The organism is Mesorhizobium sp. KR2-14 (assembly GCF_040049255.1).
Classification (GTDB): Bacteria; Pseudomonadota; Alphaproteobacteria; order Rhizobiales; family Rhizobiaceae; genus Pseudaminobacter.
This window is the reverse complement of sequence record NZ_JBDZDR010000003.1, coordinates 239,987-266,253: the sequence shown is the minus strand read 5'-3', so window position 1 is coordinate 266,253 and position 26,267 is coordinate 239,987. Positions and strand designations below refer to the sequence as shown.

General features: G+C 66.2%; 23 protein-coding genes and 2 pseudogenes. 9 read left to right on the top strand and 16 right to left on the bottom strand.

The window, feature by feature from the left end:
• Nucleotides 1–119: 119 nt before the first annotated feature.
• Nucleotides 120–740 carry a L,D-transpeptidase gene (locus tag ABLE86_RS10255; protein WP_348778847.1) on the bottom strand — a complete coding sequence of 207 codons (621 nt, stop codon included), beginning with the start codon at nucleotides 738–740 and terminating at the stop codon, nucleotides 120–122.
• Between the two features lie 339 nt (nucleotides 741–1,079).
• On the opposite strand from ABLE86_RS10255, the gene ABLE86_RS10250 reads away from it, so the two are divergent.
• Both ABLE86_RS10250 and ABLE86_RS10245 read left to right on the top strand, forming a co-directional pair.
• Nucleotides 1,080–1,562, top strand: a complete 483-nt coding sequence (locus tag ABLE86_RS10250; RefSeq protein WP_348778846.1) for a hypothetical protein — start codon at nucleotides 1,080–1,082, stop codon at nucleotides 1,560–1,562.
• Nucleotides 1,563–1,626: 64 nt separating this feature from the next.
• Nucleotides 1,627–2,127 (top strand): MmcB family DNA repair protein, encoded by a 501-nt coding sequence (locus tag ABLE86_RS10245; RefSeq protein ID WP_348778845.1) that lies wholly within the window; start codon nucleotides 1,627–1,629, stop codon nucleotides 2,125–2,127.
• 241 nt (nucleotides 2,128–2,368) lie between these two features.
• Here ABLE86_RS10245 and ABLE86_RS10240 read toward each other — a convergent pair whose 3' ends face one another.
• The 6 genes from ABLE86_RS10240 to ABLE86_RS10215 all read right to left on the bottom strand — a co-directional run bounded on the left by ABLE86_RS10240 (nucleotide 2,369) and on the right by ABLE86_RS10215 (nucleotide 10,986).
• On the bottom strand, nucleotides 2,369–2,932 hold the full coding sequence (locus ABLE86_RS10240; protein ID WP_348778844.1) for an ActR/PrrA/RegA family redox response regulator transcription factor: 564 nt from the start codon (nucleotides 2,930–2,932) through the stop codon (nucleotides 2,369–2,371).
• Between the two features lie 89 nt (nucleotides 2,933–3,021).
• On the bottom strand, nucleotides 3,022–4,350 hold the full coding sequence (locus ABLE86_RS10235) for an ActS/PrrB/RegB family redox-sensitive histidine kinase (protein ID WP_348778843.1): 1,329 nt from the start codon (nucleotides 4,348–4,350) through the stop codon (nucleotides 3,022–3,024).
• A gap of 39 nt (nucleotides 4,351–4,389) precedes the next feature.
• Complete coding sequence (gene hrpB, locus ABLE86_RS10230; protein ID WP_348778842.1) at nucleotides 4,390–7,044, bottom strand: ATP-dependent helicase HrpB; 2,655 nt, start codon at nucleotides 7,042–7,044, stop codon at nucleotides 4,390–4,392.
• A complete protein-coding gene (locus ABLE86_RS10225; protein ID WP_348778841.1) occupies nucleotides 7,044–7,688 on the bottom strand; it encodes an ATP-binding cassette domain-containing protein in 645 nt (214 codons plus the stop codon). Before ABLE86_RS10225 ends, hrpB begins: the two co-directional genes overlap by 1 nt.
• 45 nt (nucleotides 7,689–7,733) lie before the next feature.
• Entirely contained in the window at nucleotides 7,734–9,413 is a 1,680-nt protein-coding gene (locus ABLE86_RS10220; RefSeq protein ID WP_348778840.1) for an ABC transporter permease, read from the bottom strand.
• 352 nt (nucleotides 9,414–9,765) lie between these two features.
• A complete protein-coding gene (locus ABLE86_RS10215; RefSeq protein ID WP_348778839.1) occupies nucleotides 9,766–10,986 on the bottom strand; it encodes an ABC transporter substrate-binding protein in 1,221 nt (406 codons plus the stop codon).
• 192 nt (nucleotides 10,987–11,178) lie between these two features.
• Here ABLE86_RS10215 and ABLE86_RS10210 point away from each other — a divergent pair, with 192 nt between their 5' ends.
• From ABLE86_RS10210 to phnN, 3 genes are read left to right on the top strand one after another with little or no spacing between them, the layout of a single operon-like run.
• Nucleotides 11,179–11,886: a DUF1045 domain-containing protein gene (locus ABLE86_RS10210; RefSeq protein ID WP_348778838.1), complete on the top strand. Its 708-nt coding sequence runs from the start codon at nucleotides 11,179–11,181 to the stop codon at nucleotides 11,884–11,886.
• 1 nt (nucleotide 11,887) lies between these two features.
• Nucleotides 11,888–13,024 carry an alpha-D-ribose 1-methylphosphonate 5-triphosphate diphosphatase gene (locus tag ABLE86_RS10205; RefSeq protein ID WP_348778837.1) on the top strand — a complete coding sequence of 379 codons (1,137 nt, stop codon included), beginning with the start codon at nucleotides 11,888–11,890 and terminating at the stop codon, nucleotides 13,022–13,024.
• Nucleotides 13,021–13,647: a phosphonate metabolism protein/1,5-bisphosphokinase (PRPP-forming) PhnN gene (gene phnN, locus ABLE86_RS10200; protein ID WP_348778836.1), complete on the top strand. Its 627-nt coding sequence runs from the start codon at nucleotides 13,021–13,023 to the stop codon at nucleotides 13,645–13,647. Before ABLE86_RS10205 ends, phnN begins: the two co-directional genes overlap by 4 nt.
• A 14-nt stretch (nucleotides 13,648–13,661) precedes the next feature.
• Here phnN and ABLE86_RS10195 read toward each other — a convergent pair whose 3' ends face one another.
• The 6 genes and pseudogenes from ABLE86_RS10195 to ABLE86_RS10170 all read right to left on the bottom strand — a co-directional run bounded on the left by ABLE86_RS10195 (nucleotide 13,662) and on the right by ABLE86_RS10170 (nucleotide 17,983).
• Nucleotides 13,662–14,759: a DUF1513 domain-containing protein gene (locus ABLE86_RS10195; RefSeq protein ID WP_348778835.1), complete on the bottom strand. Its 1,098-nt coding sequence runs from the start codon at nucleotides 14,757–14,759 to the stop codon at nucleotides 13,662–13,664.
• A 2-nt stretch (nucleotides 14,760–14,761) separates the two neighbouring features.
• A pseudogene (locus ABLE86_RS10190) lies at nucleotides 14,762–15,235 on the bottom strand (peptidase M75, Imelysin); the annotation flags it as partial.
• A gap of 53 nt (nucleotides 15,236–15,288) precedes the next feature.
• A pseudogene (locus tag ABLE86_RS10185) lies at nucleotides 15,289–15,783 on the bottom strand (di-heme oxidoredictase family protein); the annotation flags it as partial.
• 82 nt (nucleotides 15,784–15,865) lie between these two features.
• Entirely contained in the window at nucleotides 15,866–16,351 is a 486-nt protein-coding gene (gene bfr, locus ABLE86_RS10180) for a bacterioferritin (RefSeq protein WP_348778834.1), read from the bottom strand.
• Complete coding sequence (locus ABLE86_RS10175; protein WP_348778833.1) at nucleotides 16,317–16,628, bottom strand: (2Fe-2S)-binding protein; 312 nt, start codon at nucleotides 16,626–16,628, stop codon at nucleotides 16,317–16,319. Before ABLE86_RS10175 ends, bfr begins: the two co-directional genes overlap by 35 nt.
• 68 nt (nucleotides 16,629–16,696) lie before the next feature.
• Nucleotides 16,697–17,983, bottom strand: coding sequence for an imelysin family protein (locus ABLE86_RS10170; protein ID WP_348779208.1), 1,287 nt, complete (start codon nucleotides 17,981–17,983; stop codon nucleotides 16,697–16,699).
• A gap of 533 nt (nucleotides 17,984–18,516) precedes the next feature.
• Here ABLE86_RS10170 and ABLE86_RS10165 point away from each other — a divergent pair.
• Nucleotides 18,517–19,758, top strand: a complete 1,242-nt coding sequence (locus ABLE86_RS10165) for an FAD-dependent oxidoreductase (RefSeq protein WP_348778832.1) — start codon at nucleotides 18,517–18,519, stop codon at nucleotides 19,756–19,758.
• A gap of 78 nt (nucleotides 19,759–19,836) precedes the next feature.
• On the top strand, nucleotides 19,837–20,556 hold the full coding sequence (locus ABLE86_RS10160) for an MBL fold metallo-hydrolase (RefSeq protein ID WP_348778831.1): 720 nt from the start codon (nucleotides 19,837–19,839) through the stop codon (nucleotides 20,554–20,556).
• A gap of 226 nt (nucleotides 20,557–20,782) precedes the next feature.
• Here the strand turns inward: ABLE86_RS10160 and ABLE86_RS10155 are convergent, their stop codons facing one another.
• Nucleotides 20,783–22,228, bottom strand: a complete 1,446-nt coding sequence (locus ABLE86_RS10155) for an aldehyde dehydrogenase family protein (RefSeq protein ID WP_348778830.1) — start codon at nucleotides 22,226–22,228, stop codon at nucleotides 20,783–20,785.
• Between the two features lie 243 nt (nucleotides 22,229–22,471).
• Here ABLE86_RS10155 and ABLE86_RS10150 point away from each other — a divergent pair, with 243 nt between their 5' ends.
• Both ABLE86_RS10150 and ABLE86_RS10145 read left to right on the top strand, forming a co-directional pair.
• Entirely contained in the window at nucleotides 22,472–23,716 is a 1,245-nt protein-coding gene (locus ABLE86_RS10150) for a TCR/Tet family MFS transporter (protein ID WP_348778829.1), read from the top strand.
• A 355-nt stretch (nucleotides 23,717–24,071) separates the two neighbouring features.
• Nucleotides 24,072–24,431, top strand: a complete 360-nt coding sequence (locus tag ABLE86_RS10145) for a septal ring lytic transglycosylase RlpA family protein (RefSeq protein ID WP_348778828.1) — start codon at nucleotides 24,072–24,074, stop codon at nucleotides 24,429–24,431.
• A gap of 87 nt (nucleotides 24,432–24,518) precedes the next feature.
• On the opposite strand, the gene ABLE86_RS10140 is transcribed toward ABLE86_RS10145, so the two are convergent.
• Together ABLE86_RS10140 and ABLE86_RS10135 are read right to left on the bottom strand one after the other, a co-directional pair.
• The gene (locus tag ABLE86_RS10140; protein ID WP_348779207.1) at nucleotides 24,519–25,397 is read right to left on the bottom strand and encodes an SMP-30/gluconolactonase/LRE family protein; all 879 of its coding nucleotides are present in this window, start codon (nucleotides 25,395–25,397) and stop codon (nucleotides 24,519–24,521) included.
• Nucleotides 25,398–25,475: 78 nt separating this feature from the next.
• Nucleotides 25,476–26,243, bottom strand: a complete 768-nt coding sequence (locus tag ABLE86_RS10135) for an SDR family oxidoreductase (protein WP_348778827.1) — start codon at nucleotides 26,241–26,243, stop codon at nucleotides 25,476–25,478.
• Between the last annotated feature and the right edge of the window lie 24 nt (nucleotides 26,244–26,267).

The following is a 26,267-nucleotide window of genomic DNA, read 5'->3' as shown; positions in this document are numbered from 1 at the left end:
TCGATGAAAAACAAAAAACCGGGCTCCAGGAGCCCGGTTTTTTGTTGCGACGTCCTGTTGCCGAGACGGCTCGCATAAAACCTTTGCGCCCCGCTGACGGGGCCGGCCCATTCGGGTCCTCAGATCACGATCACCTTGGCGCCGGTTTCGGCGCGCTCGTAGAGATCGATGATGTCCTGGTTCATCAGGCGGATGCAGCCCGAAGACATGGCCTTGCCGATGGAAGACCATTCGGGCGTGCCATGCAGGCGGTAGCCGGAATCGCCGCCATTGTTGAACAGGTAAAGCGCGCGCGCGCCGAGCGGATTGGTCAGGCCGGGCGGCATGCCGCCGCGCCACTTGGCGAGCTCCGGCTGGCGGCCGATCATTTCTGAGGGCGGCGTCCATCTCGGCCATTCGCGCTTCAGCGCAACCCGCGCGGTGCCGCGCCACTCGAAGCCCTGGCGTCCGACGCCGATGCCGTAGCGCACGGCCTTGCCTTCCGGCATGACAAAATAGAGGAACTTGTTGGCCGTATCGACGATGATGGTGCCGGGCCGCTCGGCGGTGTCGTAACGCACGATCTGGCGATGGTATTTCTTGTCGACCTTGTAGATCGGCACCGACGGCAACTGGTAACCGGCATCCACCCGCGCGCCGTAATCCGACGAGAACACCTTGAACGTACCATCGCTGGCGCATCCGGCGGCGGCCAGCGCAAGTGCAAGGCTGGCAGCGACGGCAAGTGGTTTCATGCGCATAAGAAGATCCGCAGCTCCGGTCCCGACAAAGACCGGCCCGATTCGGGCCGCACCTCAGCGTTGTTTGTATGGGAGCATGCAGTTGCTTGCCAAGTGCTTGGCCGGGCCAAAGAAGGCCGAGCCCACGCGCGGCCGCGGTGCTATGGCTTTTCGGCAACAGGTCGACATGGGTGATGGCTGGCTGCCGCGGCGTAGCGGTTACCCTGCGCAAGGAACGTCGGCCGCTCCGAAGCCCCTCGATTTGCGAAGATTGCCAAAGTCGCCGCGCCAAATGATAATGCGTACTGAAAATTGAACAAATTGGCCCGAGCGGCATTTGGACCAAGTTGGGGAATTGCCATGGCTGCTAGACTAAGCGGTAAGGAGATTTTCATAGGTGCCGCCTCCAGCGCATCGGTCGCATTGCTTGCGGTGGTCGTCGCGTTCCTGCTCACCCAAGCGTCCACCCTTGGCACGCACGGCGAGAAGCTGTCACAGATCGAAAACTCAATCGCGAGGATGGAGACCAATCTTGGGGCGCGGTTTGACGCGGTCGAGGCCAAGCTCGACCGGATCAAAGTCCAGATGGAAGCGCGAGAGATAGACCTGCCGGTTCTTCTCGCCAGAATGGGGATGGTCGAGAAAAACGAGGTGTTTTCTGCGGCAATCCTAGACGACGCGGTGTGGCTCTTTTCGTCTGACGAAAAGGTAGCCGAGCGTCTCATAAACTCCGGCATGCGGCGCGAGCGGGTCAATGAAACGCTTTTTGGCTTTCGTGTAATGCCTGCCTCCCTACTGCAGGACGGCGTTCACGTCGAACCTGCAGCGCAGACAGCCAAATAGGCTAGGCAGACCCTGGCCACTAAAACAGGTTCAAAACGAGAACATAACGTGGCATGGTGCGGCCATGCCGATCATTTCCCCCCTTTCGTCCAATCCGCTCGTCGACGGGCGCCAGTCCGCGCGTGCGATGGTGGTGCGGCGCGGCGTGCAGCGCTTGCTGATGCAGATGGGCGCGCATGTGCTGCCGGAACTTTCGCTGGCGACAGGCCGGCGCGCCGACCTGGTGGCGCTGACGCGCCAGGGCGACATCTGGATCATCGAGATCAAATCGTCGGTCGAGGATTTTCGAGTCGACCGCAAATGGCCCGACTACCGGCTGCATTCGGATCGATTCTTCTTCGCCACCCATCCCGAGGTGCCGGCGGAGATTTTTCCGGAAGAGTGCGGTTTTATTCTCTCCGACGGCTATGGCGCCGAGATTTTGCGCGAGGCGCCTGAGCATCGCATGGCCGCGGCCAGGCGCAAGGCGCTGATGCTGCGAATTGCGCGCGCGGGTGCCGCGCGCCTGCTGGCGGCGGAACTGGCCGGCGTTTCGGTGCCGGCGCTGGATGGGGAGAGCGAGTAGGGCGGCTCTCACGAGGACAAGGCAATTGCCTATGGCGCGGATTACCCCCACTCCGCCTCGCTTCGCTCGGCACCTCTCCCCCTAAAAAGGGGAGAGGAAGGGCGCCAGGCTCGCGGACGGCGTTTCTCTCCCCCGTCGAAAGGACGGGCGAAACCCGTGGCTCGCCCCGGAATGGTGGTTTGCGAAGCAACCGGAGCGGGGGTCGAAAACGGTCGATGCCGACACGCGCGAAGCGGGAAACTTACCGCGGCGCGCGCTTGGCCAGGATGCGCTGCAAGGTGCGGCGGTGCATGTTGAGCCGGCGCGCGGTTTCGGAGACGTTGCGCTCGCACATCTCGTAGACGCGCTGGATGTGCTCCCAGCGGACGCGGTCGGCCGACATCGGGTTTTCCGGCGGAGCGGCGCGCTCGCCGGTGGTGCGCGTCAGCGCCGCGAACACGTCGTCGGCGTCGGCGGGCTTGGACAGATAGTCGACGGCACCGAGCTTCACTGCCGTCACCGCAGTGGCGATGTTGCCGTAGCCGGTGAGGATGATGGTGCGCGCGTCGGCCCGCTTCTCGCGGATGGCGGCGACCACGTCGAGGCCGTTGCCGTCGCCCAGCCGCATGTCGACCACGGCATAGGCCGGCGCGTGCGCGCGCGCCTTGGCCACGGCTTCCTCGACGCTTTCGGCGGTCTCGACCTGGAAACCGCGTAGCTCCATGGCGCGTGCCAGGCGGGTCAGGAACGGCTTGTCGTCATCCACGATCAGCAGTGAGGTATCGCCGCCGGTAATGCTGCCATCAACCACTTCGTCGCCATTCATAATCGTCTGGTCCGTTCTATCTGTTTTTCTTGCCTGTTTTCCGACCAATATAGGTGCCGGAGGCCGGTTTTTCCACCCGCCGGGCGGGCTCAGGCGGTATCGAACATGGAAGACGCCGCCGACCCCGGATTGAGGAAGACGTCGTGCGCCCATTCGATCTTCACGACGGCGCCCTTGCCGCGTTCATTGGCGTTGGAAAAGGTGAGCGTCGCGCCGGAGCGCTCCAGCAGCGTCTTGGCGATGAACAGGCCAAGCCCTAGCCCGCCGCCCTGCTCGCCGCCGCCCTGCCGCGTGGTCATGTAGGGCTCGCCGATGCGGTCGATGATCTCGGGCGGGAAGCCGGGCCCGTCGTCGATGATCTCGAACACGACGCGGCGGTCGTTCCAGCTCCAGCGGATGGTGACGGTGCTGGCGGCGAAGTCGACGGCGTTTTCCACCAGGTTGCCCAAGCCGTAGATCACGCCGGGATTGCGGTGGCCGACCGGCTCCGGGCCGAGCTGCTCGCCGGGCTCGAGCTTGATGGAAATGCCGAAGTCGCGGTGAGGCGCGATCACCTCCTCCACCAGCGAGGTGAGCGGCATGCGGGCCAGATGCACCTCGCTTTCCGAGGACAGGCTGGTGAGGCGCTTGAGGATCTGGCGGCAGCGTTCGCTCTGAGAGCGCAGCAGCGTCACGTCCTCATGAAACTTCGGGTCCTTGCCCAGCGCCCGCTCCATTTCCTTGGCCACCAGGGTGATGGTGGCCAGGGGCGTGCCGAGTTCGTGGGCGGCGGCGGCGGCCAGCCCGTCCAGCGCCGACAGATGCTGCTCACGCTGCAGCACCAGCTCGGTGGCCGACAGCGCATTGGCCAGAAGCCGCGCCTCTTCCGCCACGCGCCAGGCATAGATGGCGGTGAAGGCGATGCTGGACAGAACCGCCGTCCACATGCCGGCGACATAGAGGAAAGGCATGACGAGTTCCGTGCCGGCGATCCAGGGCAGCGGCAGGTGAAAGAAGGCGAGCAGCGTGGTGAGCGCCATGACGCAAACGCCCAGCAACGCCGTGAGGCTGAGCGGCAGCGAGGTGGCCGAGATGACCACCGGCACCGCCATCAGAAGCGAGAACGGGTTGGTCAGGCCACCGGTCATGTAGAGCAGGCCGGCAAGCTGCAGCGCGTCGAAGGTGAGGATGCCGAGCGCCGGCAGCGGCTGCAGCCGGTGCGCGGCCGGGAAGCGGAAGGTTAGGAGCAGGTTGAGCCAGGCCGAACAGGCGATCAGCGTGAAGCACAGGCTGACCGGCAGGGGAAACTGGAACCCGTAGGCAACGACCATGACGGTGACGCTCTGGCCGATGATGGCCAGCCAGCGCAACCGGATCAGCGTGTTGAGACGCAGGCGGGCACTCTGCTGGAACTCGGGCATGTTCTGCTTCTTGACCATGAAGGGTTTATGCGCCGGACCGGTGTCCGTCGCCAAGCGCTATTTGACGCGGGGTTTTGCCCGCGCCGTGGCTTGCGCCGACAGAGGATCGTCGGGCCAGACGTGCTTGGGATAGCGCCCGCGCATGTCGGAGCGCACATCGGCCCAGGAGCCGCGCCAGAAGCCCGGCAGGTCGCGCGTGGTCTGGATCGGCCGGTGGGCGGGGGAAAGCAGCTCCAGCGTCAGCGGTACGGTGCCGCCGGCGATGGACGGATGCTTGTCGAGGCCAAAAAGTTCCTGCACGCGGATGGCCAGCACCGGCCGCTCGCCCTCATAGTCGATCGGCACGCGGCTGCCCGAGGGTGCGTCGAAATGAGTCGGCGCCAGCGCGCCGAGCTTGCGCTGCAGATCGTGCGGCACCAGCGACATCAGCGCATCGTGCAGCACGCCCGCGCCGATGCGGGCAAAGCTGGCCTCGCCGGTGAGGAAGGGCAAGAGCCAGTCGTCCAGAGAGGCGACCAGCGCCTCATCTGAAACGTCGGGCCAGGGCGCGCCGAGGCCGGTGTGCAGCCATTGCAGGCGATGGCGCAGGATCTGCGCTTCCTTGCCCCAGTTAAGCAGCGACAGGCCGTGTGCCTTCAGCGCCTCGATGATGGCGCGGTCAGCGTCCGGGCCGGTCGGCGCCGGCAGCATGCGCTCGGACAGGGTGATGGCGCCGAGCCGCACCGTCTCGCGCACGCGCACGGCGCGTTTTTCGGGATCGAAGGCGCTTTCCAGCCTTTTCTCCACGTGGTGGCCGAGCACTGTGCGTATCTCGGCCTCGGAGACCGGAGCGGCAGCGGCGATGCGCGCATTCTGCGCCTTGCCCTGCATGTCGGCCACGACGAGGTAGGCCTCGCCGGCCAGCGGATCGGCGGCATCGAGCATCGCACCGCTGCCATTGGCGAGGACAAACCGCCCACGCTCGCCGCGCGCCTTGGCGACGCGGTCGGGCCAGGCGCGGAGAAGAAGCGCGCCAACGCTTTCCTCATGCCTCATGGGCAGGGCTGTCGCGTCTAGAAGTCGACCCCCACTCCGCCTCGCTTCGCTCGCCACCTCTCCCCCGCTCGACGGGGGAGAGGAAACGCCGTCCGCAAGCTTGGCGCCCTTCCTCTCCCCTTTTGAGGGGGAGAGGTGCCGAGCGGAGCGAGGCGGAGTGGGGGTAAGCCGTGCCATATCCCGTTCTTCTCCCCTCACGGGGGAGGGTAAAACTCGCGCCAGCCGTTCTGCCAATTGCTTTGCCGCCACCGCGCGTGGCGATCTTTCGCCCATGAAGCGCGACAGCCGCCGTTCCAGGTCGACGCTGTCGCCGCCAAGGCCGCGCTCGGTGAGCAGCACGGCAAGCTGGGCAGCTTCAAGCCCCTGCCCTTCCCGCGCCGCCTCGGCCACCATATGCGCAAGCCGCACCGGCAGCGCCAGCTTGCGCATGGCAGCACCTGCCTCGGTCAGCCGCCCGTCGGCGTCGATGGCGTCGAGTTCGGTAAGCAGGGTGCGCGCTTCCGAGAGCGCGGGGCCCGGGGGCGGGTCCAGAAAGGCGAGGCTGGCCGGATCGGCGACGCCGAAGGCGGCGCAATCGAGCATCAGGCCGGAAAGATCAGCTTCGAGAATTTCCGGCGGCGTGAAGGCGGGAAGCGCTGCCGTCTGCTCGGCGCGCCAAAGGCGGATGGCGACGCCCGGCTCGGTGCGGCCGGCGCGGCCGGCGCGCTGGTCGGCCGAGGCGCGCGAGACGCGCACCGTTTCCAGCCGGGTGAGGCCGCTGGCCGGCTCGTAGCGCGGCAATCGCGACAGGCCGGAATCGATCACCACCCGCACGCCGTCTATGGTGATGGAGGTTTCGGCGATCGCGGTGGCAAGCACCACCTTGCGGCGGCCGGCCGGCGCGGGCTTGATCGCGGCGTCCTGCGTCTTCGCATCCAGCATGCCGTAGAGCGGCACGATGTCGGTGTCGGCACCGACGCGGCCCTCGAGGCGCTCGCGCGTGCGCTCGATCTCGCGCTGGCCGGGCAGGAAGGCAAGCACGCTGCCGGGCTCGTCGGCCAGCGCCTCGCGCACGGCCTTGGCCATGGCATCCTCGATGGGCGTGCCGGCCGGGCGTTCCTGATAGCGGATGTCTATGGGAAAGCTGCGGCCTTCGCTTTCGATGACCGGCACATCGCCGAGCAAGCTGGCGACGCGCGCGCCGTCGAGCGTCGCCGACATCACCAGCAGGCGCAGTTCGGGCCTCAGCGCGCCCTGCACGTCGAGCGCCAGCGCAAGGCCGAAATCGCCGTCCAGCGAGCGCTCGTGGAACTCGTCGAAGATCACCGCCGAGATGCCCGTCAGCTCGGGGTCGTCGAGGATCATGCGGGCCAAGATGCCTTCGGTGACGACGAGGATTTTCGTCCGGGCCGACTGCTTGCTCTCCATGCGCATGGCATAGCCGACCGTGCCGCCGGGCTCCTCGCCGAGAAGCTGCGCCATGCGGCGCGCGGCGGCGCGGGCGGCGAGGCGGCGCGGCTCGAGCAGCAGGATTTTATCGTCGCCCAGCCACGGCGCTTCGAGCAGCGCCAGCGGCACCAGCGTGGTCTTGCCAGCGCCCGGCGGTGCGACCAGAACCGCGCTCGACCCTGCGGCCAGCGCATCGGCAAGCGCCGGCAGGACGGCAGAGACGGGAAGCTCGGGCAAATTCTTCGGCATTACTCGCCTCCAATGCGAATGACGGCGCCGCCGGCAGCTTCGGCGTCGGCCTCATCATGCGTCACCAGCAGAACCGGCAGGCCGCCGGCCTTGGCCTTGGAAAAGACCAGCTCGCGGATCTGGCCGCGCAGGTTCGCGTCGAGCTTGGAAAAGGGTTCGTCGAGCAGCAGCATGCGCGGCGACGACAAAAGCGCCCGCGCCAGCGCCACCCGCGCCTTCTGCCCGCCCGACAGCGTGTCGGGATCGCGCGCGGCCATGCCGCCGAGGCCGACGCCTTCGAGCGCGGCTTCGGCCAGCGCCTCGCGGGTGGCCCTGCCCTTCACCGCCTGCGGGATGGCGAAGATGAGGTTGCCGCCAACCGACATATGCGGAAACAGCAGCGGGTCCTGGAAGAGGATGCCGGCGTGGCGGTCTTCGGCCGGCAGGGCGGTGAGCTCGACATCGCCGGAAAAGACGCGGCCGGATGCCTCGAAGGCCGAGGACAAAAACCCGCCAATATAGGCGAGCAGGGTCGATTTTCCGGAACCGGACGGCCCCATTACGGTCAGCACCTCGCCGGGCGCAACGCGATGCGTCACCGAAACGAGCGTTTGCCCGTTCAGTGCGATCGTCACGTCGTCCAGGAAGAGCCCGTTCTTGGCCATCACCCCACCGGTTTTTTGTCCTTGCGCCGCATGGCGGAGAAGCCTTCACACCCGCATGGCGCGGCGGTGCCGGAATATCAGCGCGGGTACGATCGTTGCAACCGCAAAGCCGATCGCCGGCAGGACCATCTGCACGAAGGCGTAGACGCCGATGATGCGGCGGTTGCCGCCCGAAGCCAGCGCCACAGCCTCGGTGGTGATGGTTTCGAGCCTCCCGGCACCGATGAGCACGGTGGGCAGATAGAGCCCGATGGAGACCGCGAAGCCGACGGCAGCCGCAACCAGAATGGCGCGCAGCAGCATCGGCAGGCGGACGGAAAAGAGCGTGCGCAGGCGCGACTTGCCAAGCCCGGCGGCGACGGCCTCGAAGCGCGGATCGAAGGCGCGCCACGGGTCGGCGAGCGAGAGGAACACATAGGGCATTACGAAGAGGAGATGCACCAGCACCAGCGCCGGCAAGCTGGCGACCGTGCCGCTGACAACGAACAAAAACTGCAGGCCGAACAGGAACGCGACCTGCGGCACGATCAGCGGCAGATAAATCAGCCACAGCGCGCGGCGGCCAGCGATGCGGCCGGTGCGGTTTTCGTTGATGAGGCAAAGCAGGGTGAGCGCCACGGCAATCAGCGTCGAGAGCGTGGCGACCAGCAGCGTGGTGGCAAGCGGGCCCGCGATGCGCGGCGCAGCGGCGATCCAGCTTTTGAGGACAAAACTGTCGGGCAGCACATTGGGGAATTGCCACAGCCCGGCGACCGACCACAGCGCCAGCGTGGCCAGGCCGGCGAAAACGGCAAGCGCGGCGAGGAACATGCCGGCAAGGGCGGCGCGGCCTGCCCACGCATCGCGGCGAAAGCGCAAACTCCGCGCGCAGGCATGGTCGCGCAGCCCTGCGCCCAGCCGCTCGAGCCCGATCCAGACAAGGATGGCAGCGCCCGTCACGGCAAGCTGCAGCAGCGCGCCGGCGGAGGCAAAAAAACGCATCGACAGCTCGGGATCGTTCATCCAGCGCAAGAGCCGCACGGCGAAGGGCGCGGGCGTGGTGGGGCCGAGGATGATTGCGACATCGACCACCGAGCTGGAGAATGCAATGACCGCAAAGACCGCCAGCCTGATCTGCCGGTAGATCGGCGGCCAGACGCCATAGACAAAACCGGCGATGCGGCCATAGCCAAGCGATGCCGAAAGCCTGCGCGTGCGCAAAAGATCGACCTGCGGCAGGGCGGCCAGCGCGATTAGCAGCAAGAAGGGGATTTCCTTCACCACCAGTCCCGCCATCATCGACAGGCCGAGCAGATCGTTGACGATCAGCAGGTCGGGCGGTTGTTGCCAGCCGGTGAGGTCGGGTGAGACCAGTCGCGCGATCATGCCCGACGGCGCGATGAGGAAGGCCAGCCCGAAGGCCGCCGCTGCGTGGGGCACCGACAGGAGCGGCGAGACGAGATGCTGGATGCGCGAAAAGATTCTTGTGCCGGCAAAGGCGGCGATGAATAGCGCGACAGTGCCGAGAGATATGGCGGCGGTGACCAGCCCCGCCGCGAGGCTGAGCAGCACCGACGTGGCAAGGCCGGGCTGGGAGAGGAGTTTTGTCACATGCGCCAGCGTGAAGGCTTCGCCGCCCAGCACCGGCAGGTAGCCGAAGGCCGGCAGCAGCGTGCCGGCAAGCCCGGCAAGGATCGGGCCGGCCAGGAGCAGGATCGCCAGCGGCGGGCCGAGCCGGGCTAGCATGGCGATGAAGCTTCGCGTGGAAACGGAGGCGCTCTACGTTGCCCCCCTCTGCCCTGCCGGTTAGGGCCGTCGAATATGGAAGCAAATATGCACCTGGCCGGTGCGTTACCCCCACCCCTAACCCCTCCCCACAAGGGGGAGGGGGACGAATTCGTCGCCATCAGCGCTAAAACCGGGACGGTTGATATGGTTCGGCTGAGCAGCCAAGATCCCCCTCCCCCTTGTGGGGAGGGGTTAGGGGTGGGGGTCATTTCAAATGCAATCTCCCCGCCACAAAGAGAAAGATTGGCAGCCATGGGACGCCGTCCCTCCAGCAAGCGCTGTGACGCCGGAGAAACCACCTCGCCCGCTCCTAATCCCCCACCCCGTAACGCCGCTTCCATTCCGCCTCCAGCCGCACCATCCAGCTCGGGTGCGGCTCGTCGATGGCAGGGCCGAGCTGGTCCGGCTTCAGCGTGGCGACGCCAAGATCGAGCGCCTCGAAACGGGCGCGGTCGGCGGCGTCGAGCTTGGCCATCGAAAGCACCGTCGGGTCGCCCCACACTTTCGGGTCCTGCTTGCGGGCCTGCGCTTCGGGCGAGAGCAAAAAGTCGGCCACCACCAGCGCGCCGGCCTTGGCCGAGGCGTTGAAGGGAATGGCGACGAAATGGGTGTTGGCCAGCGTGCCGGCCGGGAAGGTGAAGGAGCGCACCGTGCCGGGCAGTTCGCCATTGGCGATGGCGCTGGAAGCTTCTGAGGGATTTAAGGCGAAGACGATGTCGAGCTCGCCATCGGCCAGAAGCTGCTTCATCGCCGGATAGTTTTGTGGGAATGCGCGCCCCGAGCGCCACAGAGCCGGCTTGAGCTCATCGAGATAGGCGAACAGCGGCGCCGTGACCTCAGCGAACGTCGCCTCGTCGACCGGCTTCTGCAGCACCGAGCGATCGGCCACCAGCTCGGACAACACCTGCTTGAGGAAGCTCAGGCCCATGAAATCCGGCGGCTGCGGATAGGAGAAGCGGCCGGGATGCGCCCTCGCCCAGGCGAGCAGTTCCCTGGCCGATTTCGGCAGGCCGGCAGGGTCGGTGCGGGCGGTGTCATAGAAGAACACCAGCTTGGCCATGCCCCACGGGCTTTCCAGCCCCTCCACGGGGACCGTGAAGTCGGTGCGGATGGTGGACTTGTTCTCGACGTCGACATAGTTCCAGTTGGGCAGCTTTTCTGCCCAGCCGGGCGACATCAAAAGGCCCTGCCGCTTCATCGAGGCAAAATTCTCGCCGTTGATCCAGATGAGGTCGACGGTGCCGCTCTCGTTGCGGCCGGCCGCCTTCTCGGCCACCACCTTGGCAACCGCATTGGCGGTGTCGTCGAGCTTCACATGGACGAGCTTGACGCCATAGCGCTTCTGCAGCTCGGCGCCCGCCCATTCGAGATAGGAGTTGATGTTTTCGGCGCCGCCCCAGGCGTTGAAATAGACCGTCTCGCCCTTGGCCTGCGCCAAAACCTCGTCCCACTTCGCCGGATCGGGATTGCCGGCCAATGCCTGAAGCGTCAGTGCGAAAAGCGCGGCGGCAGCGGCAAGCAGTCGTTTCATCGAGATTCCCCTGTCCACGCGGCATTTCCGCAGGCGATTGAGCATCCTGACCAAATAGCGGTCAATGCGGCCGGGCTGTCCGGCGGATGACTTGCGGCGAGTTGTCTGGTATCTCCGACAAATATCAACCGTGCTTTCGTCAATCCGTCATGCAAATCGCCTAAGGCATCGCCGCAGGCGAGGATAACACCGATGCGTTATGCAATCTATTTCACACCGGGCCCCGACGATGCGCTAACTCGCATCGCAGCGAACTGGCTTGGCCGCGACCCCTTTACCGGCGCCGCCCATGAGGCCCCGGCCAACGGCCGTCTGTCGGCGACGGAGGTGGCGTTTCACACCGCGGCGCCGCGCCGCTACGGCTTCCATGCCACGCTGAAGGCGCCGTTTCGGCTGGCCGACGGCGAGAGCGAAGCCACGCTGGACGAGGCGCTGGCCGACTATGCCGCCACGCTGGAGCCGGTGGTGCTGCCGCGCCTGGTGGTGGGGCAGCTGGACGGCTTCTTCGCGCTGGTGCCGGGCGAGGCTTCGCCCGCGCTCAACCGATTCGCCGGCGACATCGTCTCGGCCTTCGAGCCCTTTCGCGCGCCGCTGACCGACGCTGAAATCGAGCGCCGCAACCCGGACGCCCTGAGCCAGGCGGAATTCCGCAACCTGTGCCAGTGGGGCTACCCCTACGTCTTCGACAGCTTCCGCTTCCACATGACGCTGACCGGCCGCGTCGGCGCCGAGGAAGCCCCCCGGCTGCGCGCTACCATCGACGAGATGTTCGCCGCGGAGCTCGAGCTCCCCTTCGCCGTGGACAGGCTGGCCCTGTTCGTGGAGCGCGAGCCCGGCGCCCCCTTCATCGTGCATTCCCACTACGCGCTCGGCCGCCACACCGAAAGAAAGACCGCCTGACATGACGACCGAAACGACACTCACCAATGCCCGCATCGTGCTTGCCGACGAGATCGTCGACGGCTCGGTGCTGATCCGCGATGGCAAGATTGCCGATGTTTCCAGCGGCGCGACCCGCGCGGGCGAGGACCTGGAGGGCGACTTCCTGATCCCCGGCCTGGTGGAACTGCACACCGACCACCTCGAAGGGCACTATTCGCCGCGGCCCAAGGTGCGCTGGAACCCGATCGCCGCGGTGCTGGCGCATGACGCGCAGGTGGCCACCTCCGGCATCACCACCGTGTTCGACGCGCTGCGGGTCGGGGATATCGACGCGGGAATGACCGTCGCCGACATGCGAAAGCTGGCCGACGCCATCGAGGACAGCTTGCGCAACGACCGCCTGCGCGCCGACCACTTCATCCACCTGCGCTGCGAGGTTTCGGCGCCAGACTGCCGCGAGAGCTTCGAGCTTCTCGCGGGCGATGAGCGGGTGAAGCTCGCCTCGCTGATGGACCATGCGCCGGGCCAGCGCCAGTTCGCCAGCCTCGAAGCCTATGCCGTCTACTACATGGGCAAGATGAAGATGTCGCAAGAGCAGTTCCAGGCCTATTGCGAAAAGCGCATGGCGCAGTCGGCCGAGAACGCCGCGCCCAACCGCGCCGCGATCGCCGCCGCCTGCCACGAGCGCGGCATCGTTCTGGCCAGCCACGACGACGCCACCTCTGCGCATGTCGAAGAGGCCATTGCCCAGGGCATCCGCGTGGCCGAGTTCCCGACCACGATGGAGGCAGCGCGCGCTTCCAAGCAAGCGGGCTTGGGCGTGCTGATGGGCGCGCCCAACGTGGTGCGCGGCGGCTCGCATTCGGGCAATATCTCGGCGCGCGAACTGGCCGAGAACGGCCTGCTCGACATCCTGTCGTCCGACTACATCCCGTTCAGCCTGATCCAGTCGGCCTTCTTCCTCGGCGAAGCGGTGGACGCCATCTCGCTGCCGCAGGCCGTGGCCATGGTGTCGAAGACCCCGGCCGAGGCCGTTGGCCTGACCGACCGCGGCGCGATCGAGGCCGGCCGCCGCGCCGACATGGTGCGGGTGCGGGTGGACGAGCATGTGCCGGTGGTGCGCGCCGTGTGGCGCGAGGGGCGCCGCGTGGCATGACGGTCTCGGGCCTCATCGAACGCGAGCAGGCAAGTTCGGCCTTTCCCGTCCGCAGCGGCGTGTTCATCGCCGTTGTCGGCCCGAGCGGCGCCGGCAAGGACACGATCATGGCCTATGCGCGCGAGCGCTTCGCGGGCGAGGACAGCGTCGAGTTCGTGCGCCGTGTGATCACCCGTCCGTCCGACGGCGCGACCGAAGACCATGACACGCTGACCGAGGCGGCCTTCATCGAGGCCGAGGCGGAAGGTGCCTTCGCGCTGTCCTGGGAAGCGCATGGGCTGCGATATGGCATCCCCGCCAGCGTGGATGAAAGCATCGCGGACGGCCGCGTGGCGATTGCCAACGCCTCGCGCGGCGCGATCCCCGCGCTGCGGGCGCGTTACGAGAATGTCGCCGTGGTGGAGATCACCGCGCGGCGGGAAATCCTCGCCGAGCGGCTTTCGGCGCGCGGGCGCGAAACGCGCCAGGAGGTGCTGGCCCGGCTGGCGCGCGCCAGCGCCGTGGAGCTTTCGGGACCGGGTGTCTCGACCATCGACAACAGCGGCGAGAAGGAAATCGCCGGCGAGCGTTTCGTGGCCATCATTCGCAAGGCGATAGCTTTTGCCGATGTGGGGCGGTTCTAGCCGCCAAGCGGCTTTCAGCCGATCCTGAGCATGTGGTTGTCCCAGACATAGTCGGGCTCACGCACGTCGCCGCCGTCGGGGCCGAGAATCTCGCCGGTGCCGGTGGTGGCGCGGAAGCCGGCATGGTCGGGCGCAAGGCCACAGACTTCCTGCACGTCACGCCTGGCGACGACCTTGCCGCTGGCCGCCTCGATGACGGCGAAGACATTGCCCTCTGGCGACGACACCGCGACCGCGCCGGCGTCGCGGTTGGCCGCGACCGAGCCGATATAGTTGCGGAAACCAGAGAGCACGTCTTCCGGCATGTCGAGCAGCTGCAACTCCTTGCCGCGCCGGGCGCTGCCCACCAGAAGCGGCTTTTCCGTCGCCGGGCCCCTGTGCTGGCAGCCGAACCAGACCGTGCCGGAAGCGTCGGCGTCCATGTGGCGGATGGAGAGCTGGTGCAGCGCCGGCGGCAGCTCATGGCTTTCCAGCAGGTCGCCCGAGACGCGGTCGACGAAGACCAGCGACGGCTTCATGGTAGGCAGGTTGAGTTCCGTGCGGCCGAAATCGGGATGGGTCTCGATGCCGCCATTGGCGACCGCCAAAGTGCGGCCGTCGGAAAGCAGCAGGAGCTCGTGCGGGCCGACGCCATAGGTGGGGAACTCGCCCAGCCGGCGGAAGCCGTCGCGCGCGTCGTAGATGCCGACCACGCCGGCGGCATTGTCATAGTCGTTCTCGGTGACGTAGAGCAGCGCGCCGTCCTGCGAGAACACGCCATGGCCGAAGAAGTGCCGGCCGGCGATGCTGTTCACCGTCTGCGGTTCGCGGCGGCCGGCGTGGTCGAAGACGACGAAGAAGGTGCCGGGCTGACGTGCGAAAACAACCGACTGACCCGAGACCGGATCGAAGGTCACGTCGTGGCCGCGATCCGGCAACGAAACGAGATGCAGAACCTTGCCGGCTTCCGACAGCACAGCCGCGCCGAAGGTGCCGTCGCGCTTCTGATAGGCGGTGGCGAAGACGGCATCCGTGGCGAGTGTCGCCGCCCGCGCCTGCGGCGTGAGCGCGGCGAAGAAGACAGCACCCGCGGCCTTGAGGAAATCGCGGCGGTCGACCAGCGGCGCACGCACGATCAATCCCCGTCGAGCGAGGAGAAGCCGGCGCTGAGGCCGAGCGCGTCGGCAAGGCGGATGCCGAAGAGTTCGCCGAGGCTGGAGCTGACGATGCCGAAATAGGCAAGCTTGCCGCGCCGCGCGGGATCGGCCAGCACTTCGGCCAGCGGCCCCCTCGCCGCTTCGGCGGCACCGATGGCGTTGCCGAACTCGAAGCCGATGGAGCCGGCGATCCAGCGCTCGTCAGGGCCCAGCGGTTCGCCAAGGCCGGAGGCCGTAAACAGCGCCTTCATGCCGGCCATGTTGCCGGCGAGCGTGTCGGCGGTCTTGCCCGAGCGCCAGAACAGCGCCTGCTTCGGCTTGTCCTCGGCTTCCGTCTTGCCGAGGAAGCCGCCCAGCCGCACGTCGCGGTCCAGCTCCAGCCCGTTGACGAAGACCTTGAACAGCGCGCTCAGCGCCTCGTTGCCGTTGCGGTACAGGGCATTGCCCTCGCCCGGTGTCGCCCATGTCTTGGCAAAGCCGTCCGGCGCGTTCCAGGCGGCCTCGTGAAGTTGAGCACCTGCCTGTCGGCCAGTGCTGCCTTTTCCTCCGCCGTCTCGGCCTGGCGGGCAAGGCGCAGGAACATGGAGGTGGCGTCGGGATTGCCTTCCGGCGGGTGGCCACGGCCGTCCTTCAGGTGGCAGCTCTGGCAGGCCCGCGCGTTGAACAGCGGCCCGAGCCCGTCGGAAGCCTGCGTGGACGACGGCGCCGAGACCCACAGCTTGGTGAAGAAGCCGTTGCCCACCTTGAAGGTGCCCTCTTCCTCAAAGGTGAGGTTGGCCGAGGACTGCGAGAAGGAATCGCGGTTGACCTGCTTGCGCGAGGTGCCGGCCCCGCCCTGCATCAGCTCGAATTGCTCCGGCCTGGAAAAATCGCTGGTCGGCCTGGTGATGGCGGTGACCCGGGCGAGGTCCTTTTGGCTGAGATCGCTGCGCGAGGTGGCAAGGCCTGCCGGCTCGCCCTCGCCGGCGCTGGCCGTTGCCGCGACGAGCGAGGCGACCAGGCCCGCAAGCAGGCCGCCCCTGATATGCTTGAGGGAGAGGACGCGGCGCGCCTGGGTGTCGGCGCGCCGCCTGTTGGAATGGCTAGTTCGCTTCGTCTCCCGAGGCGGCGTTGAGCAATCCATATTTTTCCTTGCCGATCTGCGCGAACAGATCGATCTGGGTTTCGAGGAAGTCGATATGCTCCTCCTCGTCCTTCAGCAGCTCTTCGAACAGTTTCATGGTCACGTAGTCGCCAAGCTGCTCGCAGATCTCGCGCGACTTCTTGTAGGATGTCCTCGCGTCATATTCACCGGCGAGGTCGGCCTCAAGCACTTCCTTGACATTCTCGCCGATGCGCAGCGGCGCCACCGTCTGCAGGTTGGGGTGCCCTTCGAGAAAGATGATGCGCTGGATGATCTTGTCGGCGTGGTTCATCTCGTCGATGGATTCCTCACGCTCCCTCTTGGCCAGCTTGTCGTAGCCCCAGTCTTCCAGCAGCCGGTAATGGAGCCAATATTGGTTGACCGCGCCGAGTTCCAGAAACAGTGCTTCGTTAAGCCGCTCGATGACCTGCGTTTCGCCTTTCATGGTTTCTGCTCCCATACTGGACGCGCAGTTCCCTTACGCGATCCATGTGTGAAACGATGTCCACCTCGCTCGCGTCCGAGCGCAGGTGATAGTGCTCGGTGACCCGGATGATCGTTTCCACCACATTTGGAAAGCAGCCGCAACAACGTCCACGCTTCTGCAGCGAGTGATAGACCTTCGCCGGCACGATGAGCTGCCAGGGATCGGCCTCGAGCAGATCGATGATCGCCTCCTCGATCTCCTTTTCCGTTATCAGGTTACAGTGGCATACAAGCATGTCTTGCCTTGGTGACTGGCGGCGCCCGGAAGCGCCGTTTGACTTTTAACTGTCCGGCCGACGCCGGCCTATTTGAACACCGTGTCCGGCGCATCGAGGCTGTCGGAGCCCTCGAAGGCGATGTTGTCGAGCTTGAGCGCCGCGACCGCGCGCTCGATCGACTTGGTCTGGTCGACCAGGGCGTCGATGCCGGCCTGCACGGCGGCGTTGCCCTCGACATTGCCCTCGCCGATCAGCTGGTCGTAGGCCTCGCCGTTCTCGGCGCGCTGGGCGATCACCTCCATGGCAGCGACGGTGGCGTCGAACTTGCCCTTCAGCTCCGTGTCGACGACCGGATCGACGGCCTTGACCAGCTCCGACAGCGACGCGCCGGCGACGACCGAGCCGTCGATGCGGGTGTAGCTGCCGAGATAGGCGTTGCGGATGCCGATCGCGTCATAGAGATGCGAGATATGGGTGTTGTCGGAGAAGCAGTCATGCTCCTCCTCCGGATCGTGCAGCAGAAGGCCGAGCTTCATCCGCTGGCCGGCCATCTCGCCATAGGACAGCGAGCCCATGCCGGTGAGGATCGCCGACAACCCCGCCTTCTCGTCGCCATCGGCCAGAGCCTTGCGGGCCGCGCCCTCGGGGCCCCAGTTGGCGACCATCTCTTCCAGGTCGCTGACCAGCAGCTTCGAGGCCGAGGCGAGATACTGCGCGCGGCGGTCGCAATTGCCGCCGGTGCAGTTGGCAGTGTCGTAGTCGGTGTGAGGGCGGTTGCCGGCGCCGGGGCCGGTGCCGTTCAGGTCCTGGCCCCAGAGCAGGAACTCGATGGCATGGTAGCCGGTGGCGACGTTGGCCTCGATGCCGCCGGCCTCCTGCAGCGTGCCGGACAAAAATTCCGGAGTCAGTTCGGAGGCGTCGACCTTCTGGCCGTTGATTTCGATCGACTTGTTGGCGATCACGTTGGCCGTGTAGAGCGTATTCTCGTCGGACTCGGTGCCGTAGCCGGCGTCGACATAATCGATCAGCCCCTCGTCCAGCGGCCAGGCGTTCACGCGGCCTTCCCAGTCGTCCACGATCGCGTTGCCGAAGCGGTAGACCTCGGTCTGCTGGTAGGGGATGCGCGCGGCCTTCCAGGCGGTGCGGGCGGCTTCCAGCGTTTCCACCGACGGCTTGGCGATCAGCGCCGACACGGCCTCGTCGAGCTTCTTCGCGGTGACGAGCGAGTCCTCATACTTGGCTAGCGCGATATCGGAATAGGTGGCGATCACCGCCTTGGCATCGGTCTCCGCCCGGGCCGGCAGGACGAAGACCGCCGCCGTGAGCGCCGCTATCGCCGTGATTGCCGCCAGGCGCCTGCCGCGCGCCGCCATCGTTGAAACCTTCATCCGCCCTCTCCTCAATGAATGCTGGCACGCGCCGCGCAGGCTGCGGGAGCGTCCCCGAAACCGCAGTCGTCGTGACCGTTAAAATCTTGAATTCGCAGCGACATCAGCAGGCCTCCGCTCGGCCCGCTATCTGCTGCATATGGGCCGCGTGCGAGCGCGGCTCGAAAAAACCAGACACCAAATTCCTCCAATCGAACGGGTTCAAGGCCCAGACATCAAAGGTGTGCGCCCTTCAGGCACGCTGCCATAAAGCCATAGCGGGACGTGGAGTCAACAAAAATCCCCGTTAAAAGCTATATAAATCAATAGTTTAGAACTATTCTAAACTAACGATGTCAAGTTTATGGCTTTTTGCCGGCAATCCGGTGCCCCTGCGGCAGGCTCGACCGCCCGCGGCTCACGCTTGACACCGGCCTGTCCCAGGTGCGACCCAAAAGGGATGCGCGCTGTCGGAACGAGACGACTTGCCCGCCGCGCGGAAACCTATTGTGGCTTCGAAGAAGCAAGGCCAAAATCCCATGAAGAACGGCGTTGTCATTATCGGTGCGGGTCATGCCGGGGTGCAGGCTGCGGCCAGCCTGCGCGAAGAAGGCTATGACGGGCCGGTGACGCTCGTCGGCGACGAGAACGAGCTGCCCTATCACAAGCCGCCGCTGTCCAAGACCTTCATCAAGGACCCGGCCGCGCAGCCGCAGATGCTGCGCGCCGAAATCTTCTATACCAACAACCACATCGACCTGAGGCTCGGCGCCTCGGTGGAGCGCATCGACCTTTCGGCGCGGCGGCTGGAGCTGGCCGGCGGGGCAACGCTGCCCTTCGACGCCGCGATCCTGGCCACTGGCTCGCGCCCGCGCGAACTGAAGCTTGCCGGCGCGGAGCTGGCTGGCGTGCTGTCGCTGCGCTCGGTGGCCGATGCACGCGCCATCCGCGAGCTGAGCGGGGCGATCGAGGATGTGGTGATCCTCGGCGGTGGCTTCATCGGGCTGGAAATCGCGGCGACGCTGCGGCTCGGCGGCCCCAACGTGACGGTGGTGGAGGCGCAGGACCGCCTGCTTGGCCGCGCGGTGGCGCCTGCCATCTCGGCGCATGTGCGCCAGCGGCTCGAAGCCATGGGCATCCGGGTCTTGACCCAGACCACGATCGAAAGGCTCGAAGGCGTCAATGGCCATGTCTCGGCCGCCCTCAATTCCCACGGCGAAAGGCTGCCGGCGCAGATGGTCATCGTCGGCATCGGCGTGGTGCCGAATGTCGAGTTGGCGCAGGCCGCCGGCCTGACGCTTTCGAACGGCGTGCGGGTGGACGGCCAGCTGCGCAGCTCGCAGCCCGAGATCCTCGCCATCGGCGACGTCGCCAACTATCGCCACCTGTTTTCCGGCACCGACGTGCGGCTGGAATCGGTGCAGAACGCCACCGACCACGCCAGGCTCGCCGCGCGTACCATAATGGGCCATGACGGCCACTACGACAGCGTGCCGTGGTTCTGGTCGGACATCGGCGACATGAAGCTGCAGATGGTGGGGCTGGCCGGCGCGAGCGACAGCACCGTGGTGGTGGGCGACGTGGCCGACAACAAGTTTTCCGTTTACCACTATTTCGGCACCCGGCTGATCGCGATCGAATCCGTCAACCGGCCGGCCGACCACATGCTCGGCCGCAAGATGCTGGGTGCCGGCTTCTCGCCGCGGGCCGAGACGGTGGCCGCCGGTGCCGACGCGCTGAAGGCGGCGTTGGCCGAGGCGCAGAAGGAAGCAGCCGCTTAGAGCATGATCCCGAAAAGTTGCAGACTTTTCGGACAAGATCGTGCTCCAAAAAAACAACGCGGCTGGGAAGGACGGCCGATGACAGACGACTGGTTCGTGAAGACACCCATCGACCAGCAGATCACGCTGGTGACCGAGCCCTATGTCGATCCCTTTTTCAGCGCCAATATCTGGCTGGTGCGCGGAGCGGAGGCGGACCTCCTGGTGGACACCGGCATGGGGCTGAGGCCGCTGCGGCCCGTGCTCGACCTGACGCCTGGCAAGCCGGTGCTGGCGCTCGCCACGCATATCCACCTCGACCATGTCGGCGGGCTCCATGAGTTCGAGCACCGGCTGGGGCCGCGCGAGTCGGCCGAAGCCTTCGCCACCATGCCCGACGAACTGACCTTCGCGGAAGAGTATCGCGAGATCGAGCGGCCGGTGAGCAGGCTGCCCTCGCCCGGCTGGACGCCTGCCGACTACCGGCTGACGCCCGCGCCGCTGACGCGCATTCTTGGCGAGGGCGACGTGATCGACCTCGGCGACCGCCGCTTCACCGTGCTGGAACTGCCCGGCCACTCGCCCGACGGCATCGGCCTGTTTGATGAGAAGAACGGCGTCTTCTTCGGCGGCGACGCCATCTATGACGACAGGCTGCTGGACGACATGCCGGGATCGGACAAGGCAGTCTATCGGCACACCATGGAGCGGCTGAAGACGCTGCCGATCCGCATCGGCCATGGCGGGCATGGGCCGAGTTTTGATGCGCGGCGCATGCGCGAGATCATCGATGACTATCTGGCCGGCGCGGGGGCGTGAGCTGGGCGGCGTTGGCAAGGACAGGCAAAGCGCTGATGCTTGCATCCAGCTTGGCCTGTCCCCTGCACTGGCCTGCCGGTTGAGAATCCGAGGCATGGGTCCCCGGAACCTCCGCACTTCGCTGCGCTCGTGCTCCGGCCCGAGGACGACGGGGGTTGGGTATCGTCACGATAATCTGCAGGGTTTGGCGCCCGCTGCAGGGTTATGCGCCGTCCGACGATCTAGCTCAGGCCCCGGTGTTCCAGCCGGATATGGACTTGACCTCGAGAAAATCTTCGAGGCCCCATTTGCCGCCCTCGCGGCCGAGGCCCGACTGCTTGTAGCCGCCGAAGGGGCTTCCCGGGCCGCGCGACGAGCCGTTGAGCTGCACCATGCCAGAGCGCAGGCGGCGCGCCACGCGGTGGGCGCGTTCCTGGCTGCCGGTCTGGATGTAGCCCGACAGGCCGTAGGGCGTGTCGTTGGCAATCGCGATCGCCTCTTCCTCGGTGTCGAAGGGGATCATCGCCAGTACGGGCCCGAACACTTCCTCCTGCGCGATGCGCATGTCGTTCGACACATCGGCAAAGACCGTCGGACGCACAAAATAGCCGCGGTTGAACCCTTCCGGACGGCCGGTACCGCCGGCGACGAGGCGCGCGCCTTCCTTGATGCCGGCCTCGATCAGGCCCTGGATCTTGTCGAACTGGAGGGCCGAGATGACCGGGCCTATATGGTCGCCGTCTTCAGAGGGGTTACCGACGCGGGTTTCTTCGGCGGCTTCGCGGGCCACCTCGACCGCCTGGTCGTAGATTGAGCGCTGGACCAGCATGCGCGTGGGCGCATTGCAGGACTGGCCGGTGTTTTCGAAGCAGTGCGCCACGCCGCGCTTCACGGCAGCCGTCACGTCGGTGTCGGCAAAGACGATATTGGGCGACTTGCCGCCCAGTTCAAGCGTCACGCGCTTAACCGTCTCGGCCGCCGCCTTGGTGACGGCGATGCCGGCGCGGGTCGAGCCGGTGAACGACATCATGTCGATGCCGGGGTGACGCGACATCGCCTCGCCGACGGTCGGGCCATCGCCATTGACCATATTGAACACGCCGGCCGGGAAGCCGGCCTCCTCCATTATCTCGGCAAACACGATGGACGACATCGGCGCGATCTCGGACGGCTTCAGCACCACGGTGCAGCCGGCCGCAAGCGCGGGCACGACCTTCAGCGTCACCTGGTTCATCGGCCAGTTCCACGGCGTGATCAGGCCGCAGACGCCGATCGGCTCGTGCACGATGCGGTCGTTGGGGGCGATGTCGCTGAGCTGGTGCTCGAACTCGAATTCCTTCAGCGCGCGGATGAAGTTCTTGATGTGATAGGCACCCACGGAAGCCTGCGATTCCGTGGCGAGCTTGATCGGCGCGCCCATCTCGGTGGAGATGGCCTGCGACATGTCGGGCAGGCGCTTCTTGTAGGCGGCGAGCAGCTTTTCGAGATATTCGAGGCGCTCCTCGCGGCTGGTAAGGCTCCAGCTTTCGAAGGCCTTGCGCGCGGCGGCAACGGCCTTGTCGACATCGGCGGCCGAGCCCAGCGAGATGACGGCGAAGGGCTGCTCGTCGGCCGGGTTGATGACCTCGAGCTCCCTGGGCGTGACCGGCGCGGTCCAGCGTCCGTCGATGAAGAAATCGGTCTTGCGCAGCATGAAGCTCTCCTTTGCAACGGCGTTCGTGAAGACGGCGGCCTGCCGCCAGTCTTTCCGCAATGATTGCGACCTGGGCTCTAGTTAGCAACGAAGGCGAGGCCGTTCAAACCGGGCGCGGCCGGAAAATGACTGGGCCAGAGGCAAGCAATCCTGCCGGGCGATTGTCAGGATACTTTTCACCTTAGGATTGCGTTGGGCAGAACTGCCGGTATAAGTCCGCTCCCTTCGCAAAGAGCAACCGCCATGTCCATCATATCCGGCTCCCGCCGCAAGGCGGCCATCGCCTTCATTCTCGTGACCGCGGTTCTGGACATCGTGGCGATGGGCATCATCATTCCGGTGCTGCCGTCGCTGATCGTTGAATTTACCGGTTCGAATGCCGAGGCTGGCTGGATCAACGGCGTGTTCGTGGCGTTGTGGGCGGGCATGCAGTTCGTGGCATCGCCGGTGATCGGCTCGCTGTCCGACCAGCACGGACGCCGCCCCGTGATCTTGCTTTCCACGGCAGGCCTGGCCGCCGACTATGTGCTGATGGCCGTAGCGCCGAACCTGTGGTGGCTGGCGCTGGGCCGCATCGTCGCCGGCATCACCTCGTCGAGCTTCACCACCGTCTTTGCCTATATGGCCGACATCACCGCGCCCGAGCACCGCGCGCGCGGCTACGGGCTGATCGGTGCTGCCTTCAGCGCCGGCTTCGTGGCCGGGCCGCTGCTGGGCGGGGTGCTGGGCGAGATTTCGCCGCGCGCGCCGTTCTGGGTGGCGGCGGCGATGAGCGGGCTGGCCTTCCTCTACGGGCTTGTCATCCTGCCGGAATCGCTGGCGCCGGAAAAGCGCATGACGTTCTCGTGGAAGCGCGCCAACCCGTTCGGCGCGATGATGCTCTTGCGCTCGCACACCGAACTGGCCGGCCTGGCAGTCGTGAACTTCCTGCTGCACTTCGCACACCACGTCTTCTCGGCCGTGTTCGTGCTCTATGCCGCCTATCGCTTCAACTGGCATGCCTGGGAAGTGGGCGTGCTGCTTGCGATGGTGGGCGTGCTGGATATGCTCGTGCAGGGCCTGCTGGTGGGACCGATGGCAAAACGCTTCGGCGACCGCGCCACCATGGTGTTCGGGCTGTTCGGCGGCGCCCTCGGCATTGCCTGGATGGGGCTGGCGCCGACGAGCCTGCTGTTCACGCTCGCCATGTTCCCCAACGCGCTGTGGGGGCTTGCCATGCCCACGCTGCAATCGCTGATGACGCAGCGCGTCTCCGAATCCGAGCAGGGCCAGTTGCAGGGCGCCAATATGAGCGTGGCCAGCGTTGCCGGCGTGGTCTCGCCACTGTTCTTCGGCGCGGTCTATTCCTTCACGGTGAAGGAGGGATCGTGGCTGCCCTATCCGGGTGCGGCGTTCCTGATCGCCTCGCTTGTGCTTCTATGCGCCGCGCTGCTGGGCTGGGCCGTGGCGCGGCAGGCCACGAGGCGGGAAGCAGAGGCGCTTTCATAAGAGAGCTTTCTTTTCCGGCCGGGTCTTTCGGGCGCGGCCGGAATTGAGCCGTCCGCCACAATCCGCGCGACCCGGAACCGCCCGTCTGCGGCACATCATTGCGCGGCGGCAGCTCGGCTCCGCCAAACGCCTGGCCGCTACCTCCCAAGCATATCTGCATAAATCGAAAGATTAACCGCAAGTTAACCGGTAGTCTTACGCACTGGAGCAAATCCGCGCAGGCGCCTGACAAACTGTTTCCAAGAGACTCCAAAGTTGTCCGACTGCCACGGAACCGCCAGTTGTTCGCCGCAATTGGCGCCCCATTTGGCTCTTAACCGCATGGGCAACCGATTAACGGAGCCTTATCGAAACGATGAAGAAGATCCAGACCGCGATCCCCGCGGTAACGCTGCTGGCTGGCCTTTTGATGGCCGCCTCCACCGCAACCGCCTCTGCCCAGTGCGGACGCGCCTCCTGGTATGCTCTCAACTCAAAGACCGCTTCCGGCGAACGGATGAACCCGTCGGCGATGACTGCCGCCCACCGCAGCCTGCCCTTCGGCACCAAGGTGCGCGTCACCAACAAGGACAACGGCCGCAGCGTCGTGGTGCGCATCAACGATCGCGGCCCCTTCATCCGCGGCCGCGTGCTGGACGTGTCCAAGGCCGCCGCCCAGAGCCTGGGCTTCATCGGCTCGGGCCACACCGCGATCTGCCTCAGCCGCGAAAGCTGACGGTGCTACTCTCCCTCCGGTCAGACACCATGCAGAATGGCGCACACCCCTGCCGTTGCGGGCTGTCCGTATTTGGGCTCGTCTCGATCAGATCAGCACGCGCGGCTCGAACCTGCCCTTGACCTGCTGGTCGAGCAGGAAAGTCTGGCCGGCCAGCGGATCGGCGCTGCGGGCGGCCTCGTCCATGCCTTCCCATGCGCTGGTGACGGCCAGGCGGTCGGCGCCCCCGCCGATGAATGCCGGGCAGGAGGGCTGGCGCGCGGGCACCGCAACGCTGCGGATGCGGCGGCCCTCGGGCGAATAGGCGTCGATGCAGCCCGCGCCCCAGCGGGCATTCCACAACACGCCGTCAGCATCGACCACCGAGCCGTCGAGGCCGCCCTCGTCGCCGTGATGGTCGAAGAACACCTGCTTCTCACCCGTCGGCAGGCCGGTTTCCGGGTCGCAGGCGAGGCGGAACAGCACGTTCTCCTTTGTGTCGGTGTAGAAGGCGGCGGTGCCGTCGGGCGAGAAGCAGATCGAGTTGGGGATGGAGACGTTTCCCACCAGCTTGCGCACCTCGCCCTTGAAGAACCAGTAGATCGCGCCGGCGCCGGGCTCGGCCTTCTTGCCCATGGTGCCGATCCAGAACGCGCCGCAGGGATGCACGCGGGCGTCGTTGGATCGCGTCACCGGATTGTCGGCCTCGATGGGCAGATAGGAGGTGATCGCGCCGGTGCGCACATCGCGGATGCTGAGGCCGCTTTCGCCGACCAGCAGCTGATGCCCCTCATTGATCACGGCCAGCGCGCTCATGATCTCGGGCAGTTCGCGCACGATGGTGGCGCCGCCTCCGAGCTGCTTCTCGAGCAGCTTGCGGCCGAGGATGTCGAACCAGAACAGCGTGTCGGTGTCGGGGTCGTAGGTCGGCCCCTCGCCGAGATGGCAAACGTGATCCGAAAGGACCGAGACGCCGCTTTCTTCGATCATCGGTTTCTCCCCGAAAGGCACATCATAGGCGCGAATGCTTGCTTGCGCACGCTGCGCGCTTGAGACGGCGCGGCGTCACAGGAAGCCGCCATCGACGATGAGCGTCTGCGCCGTCAGCATGCGGGCAGCATCGGACGCCAGGAACAGGCATGGGCCCACCATGTCCTGCGGCTGCATGACCTCGCGGATGCACTGGCGCGAGACATGGGCGGCAAGCGAAGCCTCGGTAGCCCAGAGCTCGCGCTGCCGCTCGGTGATGACCCAGCCCGGCGCGATTGCGTTGACACGGATGCCGTGCGGCCCGAGATGGCCGGCAAGCCCCTTGGTGAGGCCGACGATGCCGGCTTTTGCGGCGGTGTAGGACGGCATGTCCGGGTGGTTGATCAGGAAGGAGGTGGAGGTGAAATTGATGATCGACCCGCGCCCGGCCGCCTTCATGCCCTCCGCGACCGCCTGGGCGGTGAAGAAGTGCGGACGCAGGTTGATGGACTGGTTGTTATCCCAATAGTCGGGCGTGACGTCCTCCAGCGCGTGGCGGTCGTCCAGCGCGGCATTGTTGACCAGCACGGAGACCGGGCCATGCGCGGCGGCCGCATGCTGCACCGCCCCGCGCAGCGCCTCGATGTCGCGCAGGTCCGTTTTCAGGAAAAGCGGCCGCGACCCGGCGCTGTCTTCGACACGGTCGCACAGTGCCGCGCTCGCCGCCTCGGCAATGTCGATGAAGGCGACCTTCGCGCCCTGCAGCGCAAAGCCTTCGACCAGGGCGGCACCGATGCCGGAGCCGCCGCCGGTGATGAGCACCGACGCGCCCTCAAGGTCAGGAAATCTGGCTGACGGCATCATGCATTCCCTTCCCTCGATGTTCCC